Genomic DNA, 18,118 nt, shown 5'->3' with positions numbered 1-18,118 from the left:
GCATAAGGGATGGCAGTGCCTCCGGCATCGGTCCGGATGTTTGCAGAAGGTATTTGAACCATATGACATTCGATCCCCGATCAGCCATGAAGCCGACCTTGCGTGGTGAGCGCCTGACGCTCGTTCCGTTGGAGAAGCAGCACCGGGACGTGCTCCTGGCCGCAGCCGCTGACGGCAATCTCTGGGACTTGAAGGTCACCGCCGTCCCGAGCGCCGAGACGATCGACACCTATATCGAAACCGCGATTGCCGGCCGTGAAGCCGGGACGATCATTCCTTTCGTGACGGTTGCCGGGGATCAGGTCGTCGGCAGCACGCGCTTCTGGAAGCTCGACCGCGTCAACCGCAATGTCGAGATCGGGCATACCTGGATCGGTGCCTCATGGCAGCGCAGCTTCGTCAATACCGAGGCGAAGTTCCTGATGCTGGAATATGCGTTCGAGGTGCTGGACTGCATCCGGGTCCAATTCACCACCGATGAATTGAACGAGCGATCGCGCAGGGCGATCGTCAGGCTCGGCGCGGTCGAGGAAGGCATCATTCGCAACGAGCGCATCATGCCTGATGGTCGCAAGCGCAACTCGGTGCGCTTCAGCATCATCGATACGGAATGGCCGCAGGTGAAGGATCAGCTGAAGGCGCGGCTCGCTTCCGCCTGAGACGGGAGGCTGCGTTCAAGGCTCGTGCTTTCCCGCCGACCCGATCACCCGCGCCACCATGCCCGCTTGACCCGCCGCATTACGCGTCGCTACATGACTCCATGCAAAAGATCGACGGACTGAACGGGCGAGTCGCCGACGCGCCTTCGGACAATTGGGTTTACCGGATCCTGCCGCCCTGGCTCTGGCCCTATGCGCAGCTGGCGCGCTGGGACCGGCCGATCGGCTGGCAGCTTCTGATGTGGCCGTGCTTCTGGTCGGTGGCGCTGGCGGCCAATGCCGCGGCGGCCGCGGGCAGCTTTTCCGGTGGGCAGACCATCTATCATCTGATCCTCTATTTTCTCGGATCCGTCGCGATGCGCGGTGCCGGCTGCGCCTACAACGATCTTGTCGATCACAAGATCGATATGGAAGTGGCGCGTACCCGCTCACGCCCGCTGCCCTCCGGCCGCGTCACCCGCACGCAGACGAAGATCTTCATCGTTCTCCAGGCGCTTGTCGGCCTCGTCGTGCTTCTGCAGTTCAACTGGTTCGCCGTCATTCTCGGCATCCTGTCGCTGGCGATCGTGGCGCTCTATCCCTTCGCCAAGCGCTTCACCGACTGGCCGCAATTCTTCCTCGGCCTTGCCTTCTCCTGGGGCGCGCTGATGGGCTGGGCCGGAACCTTCGGCACGCTGTCCTTCGCCGCCGTCTCGCTCTACATCGCCTCCGTCGTCTGGACGATCGGCTATGACACGATCTACGCGCATCAGGACAAGGAAGACGACGAACTGATCGGCGTGCGCTCCACGGCGCGTCTCTTCGGGGATCGCACGCGCCAGTGGCTGATCGGGCTCTATGGCCTGACGCTCGCCCTGATGCTGCTCGCCTTCGTGCTCGCGGGCGTCGGCCCGCTCGCCTATCTCGGCCTGCTGATTGCAGCCGGCATGTTTGCCTGGCAGATCGTCAAGCTCGATATCAACGACGGCGACCAGTGCCTTTACCTTTTCAAGTCGAACAACCGCGTCGGTCTGATCATATTTGCCGGCCTGTTCGTCTCGCTGCTCGTGACACTTCCCTGACCGAAACGAAAAAACCCGGCGCAAGGCCGGGTTTCAGTTTGACGCATCTCGCCACAATCCCAGTTGTTGGCTCAGTTGCGGGCGATGATTTCCTTGCCTTCGATCTTCATCGAAACGCCAAGCTTGCCGGTCGTGCGGCGCACCAGGAAGCGCGGGCGGCGGTTGGCGAAATAGGAGTGGCGGCGGCGCGGCTTCATGTGGCTGGTGCGCAATTCGCCGAGATGTTCTTCGAGCGGGCGGGCAACGCCATCGGCTTCCACCATCAGCATCGGAATGCGGAAGGCTTCCGACCAGCCGCGCCAGTCGGCGGCGATGTCGCCGAGATCGTGGGCGACGAGCAGCGGAACGCAGAGATCGGGATCTTCGTGATGAAGCTCGAGAGTGACGGTGACTTCGCCATTGCCATGGTCGATCGCCCGGGCTGCAACGCCCTTGAAGGCGCGCTTCGGCAGGGCGATAGAAAGCGGCAGGCCGCTGGAGGGGAGAACCTTGCGCAGGATCGCGCCACGTTCGTCGATCGTTATGCTGACGTCGCCAGCGGCGTCATGGATCGCGTAGCTTACCTGCTGGGGGAAGCGCGACGGATCGAGGCGCAGAGTCGTACCGGCCCATGCGGGCTTCATAACGGTGTTGTTCATGTTCATTTCTACCCTTGTCTTACCTGAGAGCCGGTTTCCGGTCTTCTCCTCGGGGCTTTTCGCCCTCTATGGCTCGACAATAGGCGCCGGCTCTTCCGGACCGCTTAAAATTTGCGGTTAAGAAAACGCTGCCTTTCCTGATGGTTATCAAAATCGAATGTGGCAGGGTTTCTGGAATATGAACGTTGTCTCACAAGCACATGTGCCATTCCGGTACCCGCAGCGGTAAGCCTCGGGTAAGCTTTAAGTGGCAAAATCGGCACAGGATATCCTGTTATTCTTTTAGATATTTTCCCGCAAAGGGTCGCCCGGATGATTTCATCTTCTGTTGCTTACGCGATGTTGTCGAAAGACATGAAGACGAGCCTCGATCGCGTCTCGTCCCAGGCGACGGTCAAGCAGAATGCCGACTATTACGCGGAAAACATCAATAAAGTCAAAGATGTAGACGATTTTCTCGGCAACTATAAGCTCTATAGCTATGCGATGACGGCCTATGGCCTCAGCGACATGACCTATGCCAAGGCCTTCATGAAGAAGGTGCTGGAAAGCGATCTGACCGATCCGAACAGCTTTGCCAACAAGCTTGCCGATTCCCGCTACAAGACATTCGCCGCCGCCTATAACTTTCACACGCCGGCCCCGCAGGCCCAGACATCGGCGCAGGAGGACGATACGATCGGCCTCTACACGTCGTCCTACGAGGATAGCGGGCAGGATACGGCCGCGGAATCCAACTATTTCAAGTCCGCGATGCGCGATGTCGACAATGTCACCGACCTCGTCGCCGATCCGCGCCTCAAGGCCTTCGTGCTGACGACCTTTGGCATCGACGGCACCTATGTGTCGAGCAGCTTCCTGAAGAGCGTTCTGACCAGCGACGTCAACGATCCCAACAGCTTCGTGAATACGCAGGCCAATGCCAAATATCAGGACATGGCCAAGTATTTCAATTTTGCCGCCGATGGCACGACCGGCGGCACGCCGCCGCAGCCGCCGCAGAGCGCGGCGCAGCAGGCCGATCTCGTCGATCGCGCCAATGCCAACGGCAAGGACTATTTCGCTTCGACGATCGGCACCGTCGCCAATGTCGACGACCTCCTGTCCGACCAGAAGCTGAACAACTTCGTCCGCGTCGTCTATAATGTCAGCAACACCGTTTCCGATGCCGACCTCAAGACCTACCTGACCGATCCGGCGACGGCAGCCTCGAGTGGCTACAAGACGCTGAACTCCGCCTTCGGCTTCAATGCCGACGGCAGCGTCAGCGGCAGCGCGCAGACTGCGGACCAGACTGCCGCCACGACCGCGCGCTTCGACCAGTCGACGGCCTATTACAAGCGGATCATGGAAACCGTCACCGGCGCCGACGATATCGTCGCCGATCCCGCACTGTCGTCCTACGTCAAGATTGCCTTCGGCGTGCCGCTGACCATGTCGGATGACGACGTCACGAAGATGCTGACCGACCCTACCTTCGCGGCGTCCGTCGGCGCCCCGGATGCCCCGTCGGATTTCAATTTCAACGCCGATGGCTCGATGGTGGGCTCGGCCCAGACGACTGACCAGAAGAACGGCATCGTCGAGAAATACACGCTGAATTCGCTGCAGAAGGTGGTCGACTATGACGACGTGCCGGGCGAGCCCGACGACGTTTATTACGTCACGCCGGCGGCGGCCGATTTCAACAAGGCCTATTTCGAAAAGACCATCAAGACGATCACCAGCGTCGACCAGCTGATGGCCGATGACCGCCTGACCTCGTATATCAAGGCCGCCTACAGCCTTGGAAAGCATGGTTACGGCAGCGGTCTCGTCGACGGCCTCGATAATACCGGCTTGCGCCAGGTGCTCGTCAATGGCGGTCTCGCCACGCAGCTCGGCCTGAAGGATCTTCACGATGCCTTCAATTTCAATGCGGATGGAACTGTTACGTCGCCCGATGGCGCCCAGAGCACAGCCAATACCGCGCAGGTCTCGAAGCAGTATATGGCGCGTTACGACGATGAGGCGAAGGACTTCATCGACGATATCACCTCCAACTATAAGAAGTTGATCACCTCGAGCGTCGGTACCGGCACATTCTCGGATATCAAGGATATCAACGACTTCCTTCGCGACAACAAGCAGATCGACTTCGACAAGAAGAACGATGACCTGCCGGACCTCTACCATGTCGCGTTGCAGGCCTACGGCCTGACGGAAGCCGATCTTCCGAAGTCGATGGCCCGCAAGGTGCTGACGAGCGATGCCTATGATCCGAAGGGCTATGTCGCCTCGCTGAAGGACGATCGCATCACCAATTTCGCCCGCGCCTTCAACTTCGGCGCTGACGGCAAGATCGGCCCGTCTCTGGCGCCGCTGTCGGACGCTTCGATGGCCAAGTACGCCACGAACTACAAGTCGCATGCGACCATGTACATGGCCGACGGCCCGCTCAAGGACAAGGCATCCAAGGATGCCACGACGGATGTCGACAACTTCGCCAAGGGCATGGCCGATGTGAAGTCGCTTGACGACTTCCTCGGCAACAGCAAGCTCACCGACTTCATCCTGAAGTCCGTCGGCCTCGATCCGAAGGACTACGACAAGGATACGCTGAAGAAGATCTTCACCTCGGATCCCGAGGACAAGAAGAGCTATCTCAACACCAAGGCCGATAGCAAGTTCAAGGATATCGTCGCCGACTTCAACTTCGACAAGGACGGCAACATGACCCGGTCGAAGCTCGGCACGGTTCAGGACGCGGGCGCGCTCGACCGCACTCAGTCGGCCTATGTCGCGCAGCAGCTGGAAACCCAGCAGGGCCAGAGCAACGACGGCACCCGTCTGGCGCTCTACTTTGCCCGCCAGGCTCCCAATATCACCTCGCTCTACACGATCCTTGGCGACAAGGCGCTGTTCCAGGTCGTCCAGACGGCCTTCAGCCTGCCGACACAGATGTCCAGCATGGATGTCGACAAGCAGGTGTCGATGCTGCAGAAATTCATCGATCTCAAGGATCTCGGCGACCCCACGAAGGTCGACAAGCTCGTCAAGCGCTTCACGGCGATGTACGACATCCAGAATAGCACGACGCAGGCGCCGGCCCTTCAGATCCTGACGAATGGCGGAACCACCAAGGCGGCCGGCATCCTCGGCTAATCGAGGCTGATCACCTTGCCGGGGTTCATGATCCCGGCCGGGTCGAAGGCGTGCTTGATGCGGCGCATCAGCTCCATCTCGATATCGGAACGGATCGAAGCGAGCTCGTCGCGCTTCAGCTGACCGATGCCATGCTCGGCCGAAATAGAGCCGCCATGGGCACGCACCAGACCGTGAACGATCTTGTTCATCTCGCGCCAGCGGCCGATAAAGGCCGCCTTGTCGGCACCGACCGGTTGCGAGATGTTGTAGTGAATATTCCCGTCGCCCATGTGGCCGAAGGCGCAGATGCGTGCGCCCGGCATCGCCGCCAGCACCGCCTCGCTCGCCTCCGCCATGAAATGCGGGATTTTCGACACCGGCACCGAGACATCGTGCTTGATCGAGCCGCCTTCCGGCTTCTGCGCGTCCGACATGCTCTCGCGCATGTGCCACAGCGCCTGCTGCTGGGCGACCGACGCGGCGATGGTGGCGTCCTGCACCAACCCTTCCTCGAAGCCTTTCTCCAGGAGCGCATTCATCATCCGCTCCGCGGTCTCGGCTGAATCCGAGGTCGAGATGTCGATCAGCACATACCAAGGATGCGGGTTTTCCAGCGGGTCGCGCACGCCCTCGATATGCTTGCTGGTGATCTCGACGCCGAAGCGCGGCATAAGCTCGAAACCGGTCAGCGATGTCCCGCAGAGGCTGCCCGCCAGATTGAAGAAGGCGAGCGCATCCTCGACGCTCTGAAGTCCGGCAAAGGCCACCTGCCTGCCGAGCGGCTGCGGTAAGAGCTTCAGCACGGCGCCGGTGATGATCCCGAGCGTGCCCTCGGCGCCGATGAAGAGATCGCGCAGGTCGTAGCCGGTATTGTCCTTCTTCAGGCGGCGCAGGCCATCCCAGATCTCGCCGGTCGGCAGCACCACTTCGAGGCCGAGGCAGAGCTGGCGCATGTTGCCATAGGCAAGCACGGCGGTGCCGCCGGCATTGGTGGAGAGATTGCCGCCGATGCGGCAGGACCCTTCCGAGCCGAGCGACAGCGGAAAGAGCCTGCCATGCGCTTCGGCGGCCTTTTGCACATCGGCCAGGATCGCGCCGCCATCGGCAACCAGAATATTGGCGACCGGATCGACGTCGCGGATCCTGTTCATCCGCTCGAGCGAAATGATGATGTCGGATTTGCCCTCGCGTGGCGTCTGCCCGCCGACGAGCCCGGTATTGCCGGTCTGCGGCACGACGGCCGTGCCGGTCTCGCTCGCAAGCTTCATGATCGCCGAGACTTCCTCGACATTGCCGGGCTTCAGGAGGAGAGGGGAGGAGCCGTGATAGAGGCCGCGGTTCTCGATCAGGTGCGGCGCCAGGTCGGCCTCGCTCCGCAGCGCGTGTTTCTCGCCGACAATGTCGGTAAAGCGGTCGAGCAGTTCGGCAGAAACGGCAGCACTCATTGGCCCTGATCCTTGTTCGTCATTCGCGCGGGGCGGCGGCCCGCCTCAGCCGGTCATTGATCGCTTCGCCCAGCCCCTCGTCGGGGATCGGCGCAAAGGCGATCGTCGCCGCGCCACTGGCGTCGGCCTTCTTCATATAGTCGAAAAGATTGGCAGCGGCCTCGGCAAGGTCGCCTGCCAGGCTGAGGTTCAGCCGGATCGCCGCCTTCTCCATGCCCTCGATGTCGCGCGGCCCGAACAGGATCGCCGCCTCGCCTGCAGCGATTGCGCTGGCGTCCAGGCGCACGGCGGCGCCCGGCGCATAATGCGAGGCCAGCATGCCCGGCGCCTCGATCGCGGCGGATGCCTTCTTCTGGCGGCGCAGCCGCTTGCCGGCAACGCGCTCGATTTCGGCAGCGGCAAGACCGCCCGGGCGAAGCAGCGTCAGCTCGCCATTCTCGACCTTCACGATCGTCGACTCGACGCCGACCTTGCTGGCGCCGGCATCGAGGATCAGCCGGATCTTGCCGCCGAGGTCGTCATCGACATGCGCGGCGCTCGTGGCGCTGATCTTGCCCGAGGTATTGGCGCTCGGCGCGGCCAGCGGGCGGTCGAAGGCACGGATCAGGTCACCGGCAAAACCCTTGGGAATGCGGATGCCGACAGTATCGAGGCCGGCAGTCGCCAGCGCATGGATCCCGCTTTCGGGCTTCAGCGGCAGCACCAGCGTCAGCGGACCCGGCCAGAAAGCCTGGGCGAGCGCCCGCGACAGCGGATCGAACACCGCGTAACGCTCGGCCATGGCAAGATCGGCCATATGGCAGATCAGCGGATTGAACTGCGGCCGTCCCTTGGTCTCGTAGATGCGGGCAATGGCGGCCGGGTTGGTGGCGTCGGCGGCAAGGCCGTAGACCGTTTCCGTCGGGATCGCGACAGGATGACCATCGCCGAGAACGGCCGAGGCAGCGCTCAGCGCTTCCTCTCTATGTTCTGCAATGTCGATGATCCGTGCCATGGGCCGCCTTTGATGTCAGGCAGTCCATAGGCCCTTGAGCGTCTGCGATCAATATCAGAGCTGGCGAATGATCCCGATCAGAGTTGGCGAATGATCACGATCAAAGCTGGCGAATGATTTCGCGCAGCTGCTCGTTGCGTGCGCCGAGCAGCAGCACGTTCTTGATTGCCACCTGCGGATCGTCGGTCCGGAACAGCACACCGTTGCCGCGCACCGTGCGGTCGATTGTCATCTTCTCCGCGGTATGTTCGCCCGGCTTGATCGCCACGGCAAAATACATGCGCGAATACTGCATGTTGATCTTGTGGAAGAAATTGTCGTTATCGCCGATATCGGCGTAGAAATTGGCGATGTAGAAGGCCCAGCTGACCTCCTCGTAGCGGGCGAATTTCGTCCGCGACGCCGTCACGTGGCAGTAGCCGAGATGCGGGCTGTCGGCCAGCGTGCGGTGAAACACCATCTTCGGAAACTGGATCGCCCGGTGGAAGCCGTTGATCTGCTGATGCGCCTGGGTACCGGCCGATTGCAGCTTGCGGCCGGTCTTTTCGGCGACTTCCTGATGCGAGAGATAGCGGCGCTCTTCGGCCAGCCAGTGTGCCCGCTCCCGGGTGATCTTCCCGGTGCGCAGAAATTCGGAATGCGGCGCCGCTGGCGGCTCTTCCGGTTTGGTCTCGTCCCTGACGTCGAAATAGCGAAGTTTCGCCATGGCGCGTATTCCGTAAGCGTTTGTCCCTTGGCCCAAGAATAGGAGTTCATGCTTAATGTGCTCTTAAGGCCGCAAGCCGCGCCAACCCCTGAAAACTTGCAGTACCCCGGTGTCGTATTTGGGATAATGTCGGGAAAAGACAAGCGGAGCACGGGTCTGCGCCGTAGCTTTCGCAATGTCGCAATCGAAGGAAAAGAGTGGAAAATCCGTCAGGGCCTCGATTTTCGCAGCCACGCGTCATCCTGTCGTCAATTTCGAAGCCGATGTCGCTTTACAACCAAGACCCGGGGAAGCCCGGTGCTTAAATGCCCCCATGACCAATGCTCCCGAGAGGGAGGGAAGCCAGACGCTTCCGAAAGCCATGCCTTTGATGGCTGAGCCGATTGCACGAGGATATGCAAATGGACATTCGCAGCAACGTTTTGCGGCAGCTCAAAAACCGGCGCGAAGGCTTCAGCCTTGAGCAGCCCTTCTATATCGACGAGGACTATTTCAAGCTCGATATGGAAATGATCTACTACCGCGACTGGCTCTTCATGGGCCACGATTGCGAACTGCCGAAGGCGGGCGCCTATTTCACCGTGCAGATCGGCCAGTATCCCGTCGTCATCGTCCGCGGCCGCGACAATGTCATCCGCGCCTTCCACAATTCCTGCCGTCACCGCGGCTCGCGCGTCTGCACCAAGGAGCACGGCTCGTCGGTCCGTCTCGTCTGTCCCTATCACCAGTGGGCCTACGATCTCGACGGCAAGCTCGCCTTCGCCCGCCACATGGGCGACGATTTCGACAAGAGCGGCTTCGGCCTGAAGCCGGTCCATTGCGAAAGCTTCGGCGGCTATATCTTCATCTGCCTCGCCGACAAGGCGCCGGACTTCCAGCCGGTTCGCGACATGGTCACTCCCTACATGCTGCCGCATCGCTTGGCCGAAGGTAAGATCGCCTTCCAGAGCACGATCATCGAAAAGGGCAACTGGAAGCTCGTCTGGGAAAACAATCGCGAGTGCTATCACTGCGCCGCAAACCACCCGGAACTCTGCCGCACCTATCCGGAAGCCCCGAGCGTCACCGGCACCGATGGCGGCGCCGATGATCCGGAGATCGCCGGCCACTGGGCGCGCTGCGAGGCCGCCGGCCTGCCGAGCAAGTTCCAGATCTCGCCGGACGGCCAGTTCCGCGCCGCCCGCATGCCGCTGATCGAAGATGCCGAGAGCTACACCATGTCCGGCCGACCGGCCGTCAAGCGCAAGCTGTCGGAAGACGTCACCATCGACCGCATCGGCACCATGCTGCTCTTCCACTACCCGACGACCTGGAACCACCTGCTCGGCGACCACGCGATCTCCTTCCGCGTCATCCCGCTCAGCGCCAACGAGACGGCCGTCACCACCAAGTGGATCGTCCATAAGGATGCCGTCGAAGGCGTCGACTACGATCTCGAAGAGCTGACGCATGTCTGGACCGAGACCAACGACCAGGACCGCCGCATCGTCGAAGAGAATGCCTTCGGCATCCATTCGCCGGCCTACGAGCCCGGTCCCTACTCGATGCTCCACGAGGGCGGCGTCATGCAGTTCCTCGAGTGGTACACCAACTTCATGGTCAACCGCCTGCAGGGCGACCAGGCGAAGCTTTCCGTCGTCGCCTGACATTCGCGTGATCTGACGAGCGCCGATGACCCGGTTAATCTCCGGTTCATCGGCGCTTTCGTAACTTCAACCCGTGCTTGAAGAAAACGCCAGTTGGAACAATTTCCACCCTCGCGCGTTTGCTGGCAGGCAAATTCTGCTCTTGGGATTGGAGAACTACGATGATTGGCCTCAGTAAGAAGATTTCGGCCGCTGTCCTGTCCGCCGCCGTTGTCCTGACGAGCTTCCTGCCTTCCGAAGCGATGCCGCTGCCGGCAGCGCCACAGGTCGCGCCGCAGGAGCAGGCTTCGAACGTTCAGGATGTCCAGTATCGCCGCTATTACGGCCGTCCGGGCTGGTATGGCGGCTATCGCGGCTATCCGTACTACCGCCGTGGCTACCGTCACTATAACGGCTACTGGTATCCGCTGGCCGCCTTCGGCGCCGGTGCGATCATCGGTGGCGCCATCGCCTCGCAGCCGCGCTACTACGCCCCGCCGCCGGCCTACGCGCCGCGCCTGACGGCCGCGCATGTCCGCTGGTGCGAAAACCGCTACCGTTCGTATCGCGTCTACGACAACACCTTCCAGCCCTATGGCGGCCCGCGTCAGCAGTGCTATTCGCCCTACTGATATCGAGAGATTGGAATGACAAAAGCCCGGCAGAGATGCCGGGCTTTTTGCTGTCAGAGAATGTTGACCCGCTTCAGGAGCCACCAGGCAAACAGGATCGAGGCGAGGATCAGCGCCACCGCATATTCGGTGCCGCCGGTGCCCTGCGCGAAGGGTAGGTTGGCGGTGTTCATGCCGAAGAAGCCGGTCACCAGCGTCGGCGGCAGCAGGAAGGCGGTCATGATCGACAGGATGTAGAGATGACGGTTGGTCTCGGAGGAGAGCTTCGAGTCGATTTCTTCGTGCAGCAGGCGGGCGCGCTCCTGCAGGGCGTAGATATCGTGATCGACCGCTTCCAGCCGGCTCGTCAGCCGCCCGGCAATGTCCTCGAAGCCGAAGGGCATCTCGTCCTCGTCGGAGGCGGAGGCGCGGCGCATCAGCGTCAGCACGTTTCTCAGGTGCCGGTGGAGACGCACGATCGTCCGCCGCACCGGCGCTAGCCGCCGCCGCTCGTCGCGCGGCGTGTTGTCGTAGACGAAGTCCTCGATCAGGTTGAGCTCGTCCGTCAGGTCCATGACGACGGAGATCAGAGTGCGCTGGAACTCGATGACCAGGAGCTCGAAAATATCCGCCGGATGATCGAACTTCGCCGGGTTCTTCTCGATCATGATCCGGGCGCGATCGACGCTGCGCAGCGGCTGCAGCCGGGTGGTGATGATGAACTTGCCCGAGATCGCAAAATGCAGCCAGCCGAGATCGGCGGTGTCCTGATCGAATTCGCGCTGGCAATCGACCAGCGTGCCATAGAGCATCTGCTCGTCGACGGTGAGCGCCGCATGCGTATCGCGCGTCGTCAGCGCCGCCCGTGCATCCTCGTTCAGCCCGGCAAGCTGCTCCAGCAGCGCCGGCACGCGGGCATCGACGAGATTGAGATGCAGCCAGTAGAAACCGTCCTGCGCGCTGAGCTCGGCTGCCTGCGCGCTGTTTTCCAGCCGGATCGCCGTCTTTGATCCTGCCGGAAATCGATAGGCCCAGATCAAGCCGGGAATATTGGCGGGCAATGTATCCATCGGCGGCTGATCCTCTTCGACGCGGGTATTCTCATTTTGGCAATCCGCTCTAGAGATTCTCCATGACACCAGTTTGTGCAAGGGCTCGAATAAACTTGAGCCGGGACATCATGGCGCAGATCGGAAAACAAAATTGACGTTTACGTAAAAATCAATTAGCTCTGACGGCGGAGGATGGCCTTTGCCGCGGGCAGGGCCGAGATGCGAGGAGACAAGATGTACAAGGCGCCCGTCGAGGATATCGCTTTCACCCTGAAGCATGTCGCTGGTCTGAAGGATGCGCTGGATAGCGGCATCTTCGGCGATCTCGGCGAAGACCTCGTTGATGCGATCCTCAACGAAGCCGGCCGTTTCGCGACGGAAGAAGTCGCCCCGCTTGCCGAGATCGGCGACAGGCAGGGCTCCCGCCTGATCGATGGCGAGGTGAAAACCCCGGATGGCTGGGCGAAGCTCTATCAGGAATGGATCGCCGGCGGCTGGAACAGCCTGACCGGGCCTGAAGAATTCGGCGGGCAGGGGCTGCCCGTCCTGCTCAATGTCGCGGCCCTCGAAATGTGGAATTCCGGCGCCACCGCCTTCGCGCTCTGCCCGACGCTGACGATGGGCGCCGTCGAGGCGCTCAGCGCCCATGGCTCGCCTGAACTGCAGCAGACCTATCTGCCGAAGCTGGTCTCCGGCGAATGGACCGGCACCATGAACCTCACCGAGCCGCATGCCGGTTCGGATGTCGGGGCGCTGAAGAGCCGCGCCGAACGCCGCGATGACGGCACCTACCGCATCTTCGGCCAGAAGATCTTCATCACCTGGGGCGAACACGACGCCACCGACAACATCATCCACCTCGTCCTCGCCCGCCTGCCGGATGCGCCTGCCGGAACGCGCGGTATCTCGCTTTTCCTCGTCCCGAAATTCCTGGTGAACGCCGATGGTTCGCTCGGCGCCCGCAACGATGTCTTTGTCCATTCGCTCGAACACAAGATGGGCATCCACGGCTCGCCGACCTGCACGATGATCTATGGCGACGGCAAGTTCGGCGATGAGAAGGGCGCCATCGGCTGGCTGATCGGCGAGGAGAACAAGGGCCTCAACTGCATGTTCACGATGATGAACAATGCCCGCCTGACGGTCGGCATGCAGGGCGTGGCGATCGCCGAAGCGGCGACACAGAAGGCGATCGCCTTCGCCAAGGAACGCACCCAGGGCAAGGCGCCCGGTTGGAGCGGCTCCGGCATGAGCCCGATCATCGAGCATCCCGATGTCATCAGGATGCTGCTGACGATGAAGGCGCTGACGCAGGGGGCGCGCGCCATCTCCTATTCCTGCGCCCACGCCATCGACATGTCGCACCAGGGGAAAGGCGATACCAGGCACTGGCAGGAGCGCGCTGCCCTGCTGACCCCGATCGCCAAATCCTTCGCCACCGACGCCGGTGTCGATGTCGCCTCGCTCGGCATCCAGGTTCATGGCGGCATGGGCTTCATCGAGGAAACCGGTGCCGCCCGCTTCCTGCGCGACGCCCGCATCGCCCCGATCTACGAGGGCACCAACGGCATCCAGGCAATCGACCTCGTGACCCGCAAGCTGCCGCTCTCGAACGGCGAGCATGTGAAGGGCTTCATCGCCGAGCTCTCTGCCATTGCCGACGCCGTGCGCGGTTCGAACCGCGCTTCCTTCGGCGAAACCGCCGCCCGCCTCGATGCCGCGATCGCCGACCTGACGGAAGCCACGGATTGGCTGATGAAGGCGCAGGCGGATGGCAGGATCGCCGAAGCGCTCTCGGGTGCCACGCCCTACCAGCGCCTGTTCGGCCTGGTGCTGATGAGCGGCTACCTCGCCAAGGGCGGTCTCGCCAAGACCGGCGACGGCGCCGAAGAGGGTCGCATCGCGCTCTGCCGCTTCGCCGCCGAAAACCTGCTTTCCGAAACCGCTGCCCTGAAGGACTGCACCGTCAATGGTGCTGCGAGCCTTGCCGCAGCCCGCGCCATCTTGGCCTGAGGACATCATGACCGATCACATCATCGTCGAGCAATCCGCCGAGCATCCCGGTGTCCAGATCATCCGCTTCAACCGCCCGGAAAAGAAGAACGCCATCACCCGCGCCATGTATGTGCGGATGACGGAAGCGCTGAAGGCCGCCGATGCCGATGATGCCATCCGCGCCACCGCCTTTCTCGGCACTGAAGGTGCATTCTCTGCGGGCAACGACATCGCCGATTTCCTCGCGGCTGCGATGGGCGGCAGCCTCGGCCACGAGCTCCTCGATTTCCTCTATGCGCTGGTGAACTCCCGCAAGCCGCTGGTCTCTGGTGTCGATGGCCTGGCGATCGGCATCGGCACGACGATGCATATGCATTGCGACCTGACCATCGCCTCCCTCCGCAGCCAGTTCCGCACCCCCTTCGTCGATCTGGCGCTGGTGCCGGAAGCTGCTTCCAGCCTGCTTGCCCCCCGCATCATGGGCCACCAGCGCGCCTTCGCCCTCCTGGCTGCAGGCGAGGACTTCTCGGCGGCCGACGCGCGCGATGCCGGATTGATCTGGAAGGTCTGCGCGCCGGGCGAGGTCGAACATCTGACGCTGGCAACCGCCGCCAAGCTCGCCGCCAAGCCCGCTTCCGCGCTGCGGATCGCCCGCGATCTCGTCCGCGGCCCGCGCGAAGAGATTATTGCACGTATAGATGAAGAAGCGCACCACTTCACCGCACAGTTGAAAAGCGATGAAGCAAGAAAAGCCTTCGAAGCCTTCATGCGGCGCTAATATAAAAACATAGGGTTTTAGCTAAATTTTAAGCGTGTTTTAATTCGAGCCTACTAATCAAAGGGTGACGAATTGCCCATTCGTCCGGGCGCATGACGCGCTTTGCTGAGCTTTGCCCAACCCCATTCGCCCGATCCGCGTTGCCGCGCAGTCCATCCGCGCAAACGAGACGGTGGAATACTTCGAAAGAACGCACTTGAAGAAGACGAATTTGATGACGCGCATCCTCGTCGCCGCGTCAGCCGTGGTTCTGGCGGCCTTTGCCGCCTTTTCCTATTACATCAACTCCGTTCAGCGCGACGTGACGACGGCTTCGATCGAGGCCAACATCCAGTCGTCGGGCGAGCAGGCTGCCCACAGCCTCGCCAACTGGATGAACGGCCGCGTGACGCTGACCGCCATGGTCGCCAACGCCATCGGCCGCACAGCCGATCAGGCCGGCACGCTCAACGTCCTGCAGAACGATATCCTCACCAACCAGTTCGTCAGCACCTATTTCGGCGATGAGCAAGGCGTCTTCACCATGTGGCCGAAGCTGCCGATGCCCGACGGTTACGACCCGCGCAAGCGCCCGTGGTACCAGGATGCCGTCAAGGCCAATGCCAGCGTCATGACCGAGCCCTATGTCGATGCCTCCAGCGGCGACCTGATCATCAGCGCGGCCGTTCCGGTCCAGCGCGATGGCAAGCTCGCCGGCGTCGTCGGCAGCGACTTCTCGCTAGAAACCATGGTCAAGATGATCAAGGAGATCGATCTCGGCGGCCAGGGCACGGCCTTCCTCGTCAACAAGAGCGGCCAGATCCTCATCCACCCGGATGCCAAGCTCGTCACCAAGACGCTCGCCGACGCCTTCCCGGCGCAAACGCCGAAGATCGGCTCCGGCCTCGTCGCGACGGAATTCGGCGGCAAGCCGGTTCTCGTCAGCTTCATGCCGGTCACCGGCCTGCCGACCGTCGAATGGTATCTCGCCTTCGTCGTCGACAGCGACAAGGCTTTCGCTTCGCTCAACGAATTCCGCATCGCCGCCACCATCGCAACGCTTCTCGCCGTCGGCCTGATGATCGCCGCCATGGCATGGCTGCTGCACGGCCTCGTCGTTCAGCCGGTCACCGCCATGACCGCCGCCATGCAGAAGCTCGCCGCCGGTGATTTCTCGGTCGCCATTCCGGGCGAGGAGCGCCGCGACCAGATCGGCTCGATGGCCGAAGCCGTCGCGGTCTTCAAGGCCAACGCGATCGACCGCCAGCGTCTGGAAGGCGAGGCCGAAGAGGGCCGTTCGCTGACCGAGCGCGAGCGCCAGGACCGCGAACAGCAGAAGGCCCGCGAAGCCGCTGAAATCCGCACCGCCGTCGACGCCCTTGGCGGCGCTCTCGGTGCTCTCTCGGACGGCAATCTCGCCCACCGCATCGAGACGCCTTTCGCCGCCCATCTCGACCGCCTGCGCAACGACTACAACAGCGCTGTCGGCAAGCTGCATGGCGCGCTCCAGACGGTCGGCAGCAATGCCAATGCGATCGACGCCGGTGCCGCCGAAATCCGCACCGCCGCCGATGGTCTCGCCCGCCGCACCGAGCAGCAGGCGGCCTCCGTCGAGGAAACCGCAGCTGCGCTCGAAGAGATCACCACGACGGTCAAGGACACAGCCCGCCGTGCCGAGGAAGCCGGCAATTTGGTCGATCGCACCCGCAACGGTGCCGAGCAGTCCGGCGAGATCGTCCGCAAGGCCGTCGATGCCATGACCGGCATCGAGCACTCCTCGGAGCAGATCTCCAGCATCATCAGCGTCATCGACGACATCGCCTTCCAGACCAACCTGCTTGCGCTGAACGCCGGTGTTGAAGCAGCCCGCGCCGGCGAAGCCGGCAAGGGTTTCGCCGTCGTCGCCCAGGAAGTCCGCGAGCTCGCCCAGCGTTCTGCAAAGGCCGCCAAGGAGATCGAGGCGCTGATCACCGCATCGAACGCCCAGGTCCGCTCCGGCGTGACGCTGGTCGGCGAAACCGGCAAGTCGCTGGAAGCGATCGTCGCGCAGGTCCAGGAGATCAGCCGCCATGTCGGCGCGATCGTCACTGCCACCCGCGAACAGTCGACCGGTCTCCACGAGATCAACACGGCCGTCAACACCATGGACCAGGGCACGCAGCAGAACGCCGCCATGGTCGAGGAACAGACGGCCGCCAGCCATGGCCTCGCAACGGAAGCCGCCAAGCTGATGCAGTTGCTCTCGCAGTTCAACCTCGGCACCGGCCACGCCGCCGCATCCGGCCACCGCCGCGTCGCCTGATACGGTCTGTCCCCGAATTGAAGATGCCCGCGGAGACGCGGGCATCTTTGTTTGTACAAATAGCTAGGTATTTGCCTAACTATTGTTGACAGGCAGCCGCGGATACGTATAGTTAGGTGTATGCCTAACCAATCGCATGCACTTGATCTGATGTTTCAGGCGCTGGCCGATCCGGCGCGGCGCAGCATGGTCGATCGCCTGTGCAAGGGGCCGGCCTCCGTCAAGGAACTGGCGGCGCCGCTCACCATGGCCCTGCCTTCGGTTCTGCAGCACCTGCAGATGCTGGAAGCGAGCGGCCTGGTGACATCGGAAAAACTCGGCCGCGTGCGGACCTGCCGCATCGAGCCATCGGCGCTGCGCTCGGCGGAAAGCTGGATCAACGAGCGCCGCACCCATTGGGAGCGCAGCCTCGATAGGCTGGGAGAATACCTGAAAGCCAACCCGGAAATGCCAGAGGTAGAGGAGTAAGCGCATGTCTGAATACAGCACCGTCCATTCCACCTTCTCCGTCGAGCGCACCTACGAAGCCTCGACCGCCCGCGTCTTCGCCGCATGGTCGGATCCGAAGGCCAGGCTGCAATGGGAAGCGATCGGCGACAACTTCACCACCACCTATACGCAGAACGATTTCCGCGTCGGCGGCCGCGATGTCAGCAAGTTCGATTTCGGCAAGAGTGACCAATACATCGCCGACGCCCGCTACGAGGATATCGTCAAGGACCGCCGCATCGTCTACGCCTATACGATGTCCCACAACGAGCGCCGCATCTCCTCGTCGCTGACGACGATCAGCCTGACGCCGGTCGCCGAGGGCACTCATGTCGTGCTCACCGAACAGATCACCATTCTCGACGGCGGCGACAAGGTCGAATACCGCCAGGCGGGGATTGCGGGCCAGCTCGACCAGCTCGGAGTATTCCTGGCAAGCCGGCCGGTGGCTCAATGAGGGCTGTCCACGACGTTGGGCGGAGGTAGCCGTGGCTATCCGTTCTCTCTTGAAGAGGCTGGCCAGAAGGGTCCGTTAAGGGGCCGCATCCGCAACATCTCCCTCATCCCTGTGCTTGTCACAGGGATCCAGCCTGCCCAAGTCCTTGGGCAGAAGGACTCTTCCCGCCGCGCAGACGCGCGGCGACTGGATTCCTGTGAC

Annotated in this window: 15 protein-coding genes; 10 read left to right on the top strand and 5 right to left on the bottom strand. The window is 62.2% G+C overall.

Annotated features, from left to right (window positions below; all coding sequences use genetic code 11):
* Positions 1-86 precede the first annotated feature (86 nt).
* Positions 87-659 (top strand): GNAT family N-acetyltransferase, encoded by a 573-nt coding sequence (locus tag ACODR6_RS02615; protein ID WP_203429498.1) that lies wholly within the window; start codon positions 87-89, stop codon positions 657-659.
* A 101-nt stretch (positions 660-760) separates the two neighbouring features.
* Positions 761-1,720 carry a 4-hydroxybenzoate octaprenyltransferase gene (ubiA, locus tag ACODR6_RS02610; protein ID WP_489020545.1) on the top strand — a complete coding sequence of 320 codons (960 nt, stop codon included), beginning with the start codon at positions 761-763 and terminating at the stop codon, positions 1,718-1,720.
* 71 nt (positions 1,721-1,791) lie between these two features.
* Here ubiA and ACODR6_RS02605 read toward each other — a convergent pair whose 3' ends face one another.
* Complete coding sequence (locus tag ACODR6_RS02605) at positions 1,792-2,358, bottom strand: DUF6101 family protein (protein WP_112714342.1); 567 nt, start codon at positions 2,356-2,358, stop codon at positions 1,792-1,794.
* A 312-nt stretch (positions 2,359-2,670) separates the two neighbouring features.
* On the opposite strand from ACODR6_RS02605, the gene ACODR6_RS02600 reads away from it, so the two are divergent.
* Positions 2,671-5,502 carry a DUF1217 domain-containing protein gene (locus ACODR6_RS02600; protein WP_489020543.1) on the top strand — a complete coding sequence of 944 codons (2,832 nt, stop codon included), beginning with the start codon at positions 2,671-2,673 and terminating at the stop codon, positions 5,500-5,502.
* On the opposite strand, the gene ACODR6_RS02595 is transcribed toward ACODR6_RS02600, so the two are convergent.
* From ACODR6_RS02595 to ACODR6_RS02585, 3 genes are all read right to left on the bottom strand, one after another.
* On the bottom strand, positions 5,499-6,929 hold the full coding sequence (locus ACODR6_RS02595) for an FAD-binding oxidoreductase (protein ID WP_489020541.1): 1,431 nt from the start codon (positions 6,927-6,929) through the stop codon (positions 5,499-5,501). The two genes, ACODR6_RS02600 and ACODR6_RS02595, sit on opposite strands and share 4 nt — an antisense overlap.
* 19 nt (positions 6,930-6,948) lie before the next feature.
* Positions 6,949-7,923: an L-threonylcarbamoyladenylate synthase gene (locus ACODR6_RS02590; RefSeq protein ID WP_489020539.1), complete on the bottom strand. Its 975-nt coding sequence runs from the start codon at positions 7,921-7,923 to the stop codon at positions 6,949-6,951.
* Between the two features lie 100 nt (positions 7,924-8,023).
* Positions 8,024-8,629 (bottom strand): DUF6656 family protein, encoded by a 606-nt coding sequence (locus ACODR6_RS02585; RefSeq protein WP_112712987.1) that lies wholly within the window; start codon positions 8,627-8,629, stop codon positions 8,024-8,026.
* 401 nt (positions 8,630-9,030) lie between these two features.
* Between ACODR6_RS02585 and ACODR6_RS02580 the strand changes: the two genes are divergently transcribed.
* Together ACODR6_RS02580 and ACODR6_RS02575 are read left to right on the top strand one after the other, a co-directional pair.
* On the top strand, positions 9,031-10,275 hold the full coding sequence (locus ACODR6_RS02580; RefSeq protein WP_130278948.1) for an aromatic ring-hydroxylating oxygenase subunit alpha: 1,245 nt from the start codon (positions 9,031-9,033) through the stop codon (positions 10,273-10,275).
* A gap of 161 nt (positions 10,276-10,436) precedes the next feature.
* Positions 10,437-10,886, top strand: a complete 450-nt coding sequence (locus ACODR6_RS02575) for a BA14K family protein (protein ID WP_112712983.1) — start codon at positions 10,437-10,439, stop codon at positions 10,884-10,886.
* 53 nt (positions 10,887-10,939) lie between these two features.
* On the opposite strand, the gene ACODR6_RS02570 is transcribed toward ACODR6_RS02575, so the two are convergent.
* Positions 10,940-11,935, bottom strand: coding sequence for a transporter (locus ACODR6_RS02570; RefSeq protein WP_489020536.1), 996 nt, complete (start codon positions 11,933-11,935; stop codon positions 10,940-10,942).
* Between the two features lie 216 nt (positions 11,936-12,151).
* On the opposite strand from ACODR6_RS02570, the gene ACODR6_RS02565 reads away from it, so the two are divergent.
* From ACODR6_RS02565 to ACODR6_RS02545, 5 genes are all read left to right on the top strand, one after another.
* The gene (locus tag ACODR6_RS02565; RefSeq protein ID WP_489020534.1) at positions 12,152-13,930 is read left to right on the top strand and encodes an acyl-CoA dehydrogenase family protein; all 1,779 of its coding nucleotides are present in this window, start codon (positions 12,152-12,154) and stop codon (positions 13,928-13,930) included.
* A gap of 7 nt (positions 13,931-13,937) precedes the next feature.
* Positions 13,938-14,690: a crotonase/enoyl-CoA hydratase family protein gene (locus ACODR6_RS02560; protein ID WP_489020532.1), complete on the top strand. Its 753-nt coding sequence runs from the start codon at positions 13,938-13,940 to the stop codon at positions 14,688-14,690.
* A gap of 214 nt (positions 14,691-14,904) precedes the next feature.
* A complete protein-coding gene (mcpU, locus tag ACODR6_RS02555) occupies positions 14,905-16,971 on the top strand; it encodes a methyl-accepting chemotaxis protein McpU (RefSeq protein ID WP_489020530.1) in 2,067 nt (688 codons plus the stop codon).
* Positions 16,972-17,091: 120 nt separating this feature from the next.
* Positions 17,092-17,439: an ArsR/SmtB family transcription factor gene (locus tag ACODR6_RS02550; protein ID WP_489020528.1), complete on the top strand. Its 348-nt coding sequence runs from the start codon at positions 17,092-17,094 to the stop codon at positions 17,437-17,439.
* Positions 17,440-17,443: 4 nt separating this feature from the next.
* A complete protein-coding gene (locus ACODR6_RS02545) occupies positions 17,444-17,917 on the top strand; it encodes an SRPBCC family protein (RefSeq protein ID WP_489020526.1) in 474 nt (157 codons plus the stop codon).
* The last annotated feature ends 201 nt before the right edge of the window (positions 17,918-18,118 follow it).

This window comes from Rhizobium sp. FG96 (assembly GCF_057808655.1).
This window is presented reverse-complemented; position numbering and strand designations above follow the sequence as displayed.

Bases quoted from the DNA above. Each gene is read 5' to 3' on its own strand.
- ACODR6_RS02615 (WP_203429498.1), top strand. From the start codon at position 87: ATGAAGCCGACCTTGCGTGGTGAGCGCCTGACGCTCGTTCCGTTGGAG.
- ubiA (WP_489020545.1), top strand. From the start codon at position 761: ATGCAAAAGATCGACGGACTGAACGGGCGAGTCGCCGACGCGCCTTCG.
- ACODR6_RS02605 (WP_112714342.1), bottom strand. From the start codon at position 2,358: ATGAACAACACCGTTATGAAGCCCGCATGGGCCGGTACGACTCTGCGC.
- ACODR6_RS02600 (WP_489020543.1), top strand. From the start codon at position 2,671: ATGATTTCATCTTCTGTTGCTTACGCGATGTTGTCGAAAGACATGAAG.
- ACODR6_RS02595 (WP_489020541.1), bottom strand. From the start codon at position 6,929: ATGAGTGCTGCCGTTTCTGCCGAACTGCTCGACCGCTTTACCGACATT.
- ACODR6_RS02590 (WP_489020539.1), bottom strand. From the start codon at position 7,923: ATGGCACGGATCATCGACATTGCAGAACATAGAGAGGAAGCGCTGAGC.
- ACODR6_RS02585 (WP_112712987.1), bottom strand. From the start codon at position 8,629: ATGGCGAAACTTCGCTATTTCGACGTCAGGGACGAGACCAAACCGGAA.
- ACODR6_RS02580 (WP_130278948.1), top strand. From the start codon at position 9,031: ATGGACATTCGCAGCAACGTTTTGCGGCAGCTCAAAAACCGGCGCGAA.
- ACODR6_RS02575 (WP_112712983.1), top strand. From the start codon at position 10,437: ATGATTGGCCTCAGTAAGAAGATTTCGGCCGCTGTCCTGTCCGCCGCC.
- ACODR6_RS02570 (WP_489020536.1), bottom strand. From the start codon at position 11,935: ATGGATACATTGCCCGCCAATATTCCCGGCTTGATCTGGGCCTATCGA.
- ACODR6_RS02565 (WP_489020534.1), top strand. From the start codon at position 12,152: ATGTACAAGGCGCCCGTCGAGGATATCGCTTTCACCCTGAAGCATGTC.
- ACODR6_RS02560 (WP_489020532.1), top strand. From the start codon at position 13,938: ATGACCGATCACATCATCGTCGAGCAATCCGCCGAGCATCCCGGTGTC.
- mcpU (WP_489020530.1), top strand. From the start codon at position 14,905: ATGACGCGCATCCTCGTCGCCGCGTCAGCCGTGGTTCTGGCGGCCTTT.
- ACODR6_RS02550 (WP_489020528.1), top strand. From the start codon at position 17,092: ATGCCTAACCAATCGCATGCACTTGATCTGATGTTTCAGGCGCTGGCC.
- ACODR6_RS02545 (WP_489020526.1), top strand. From the start codon at position 17,444: ATGTCTGAATACAGCACCGTCCATTCCACCTTCTCCGTCGAGCGCACC.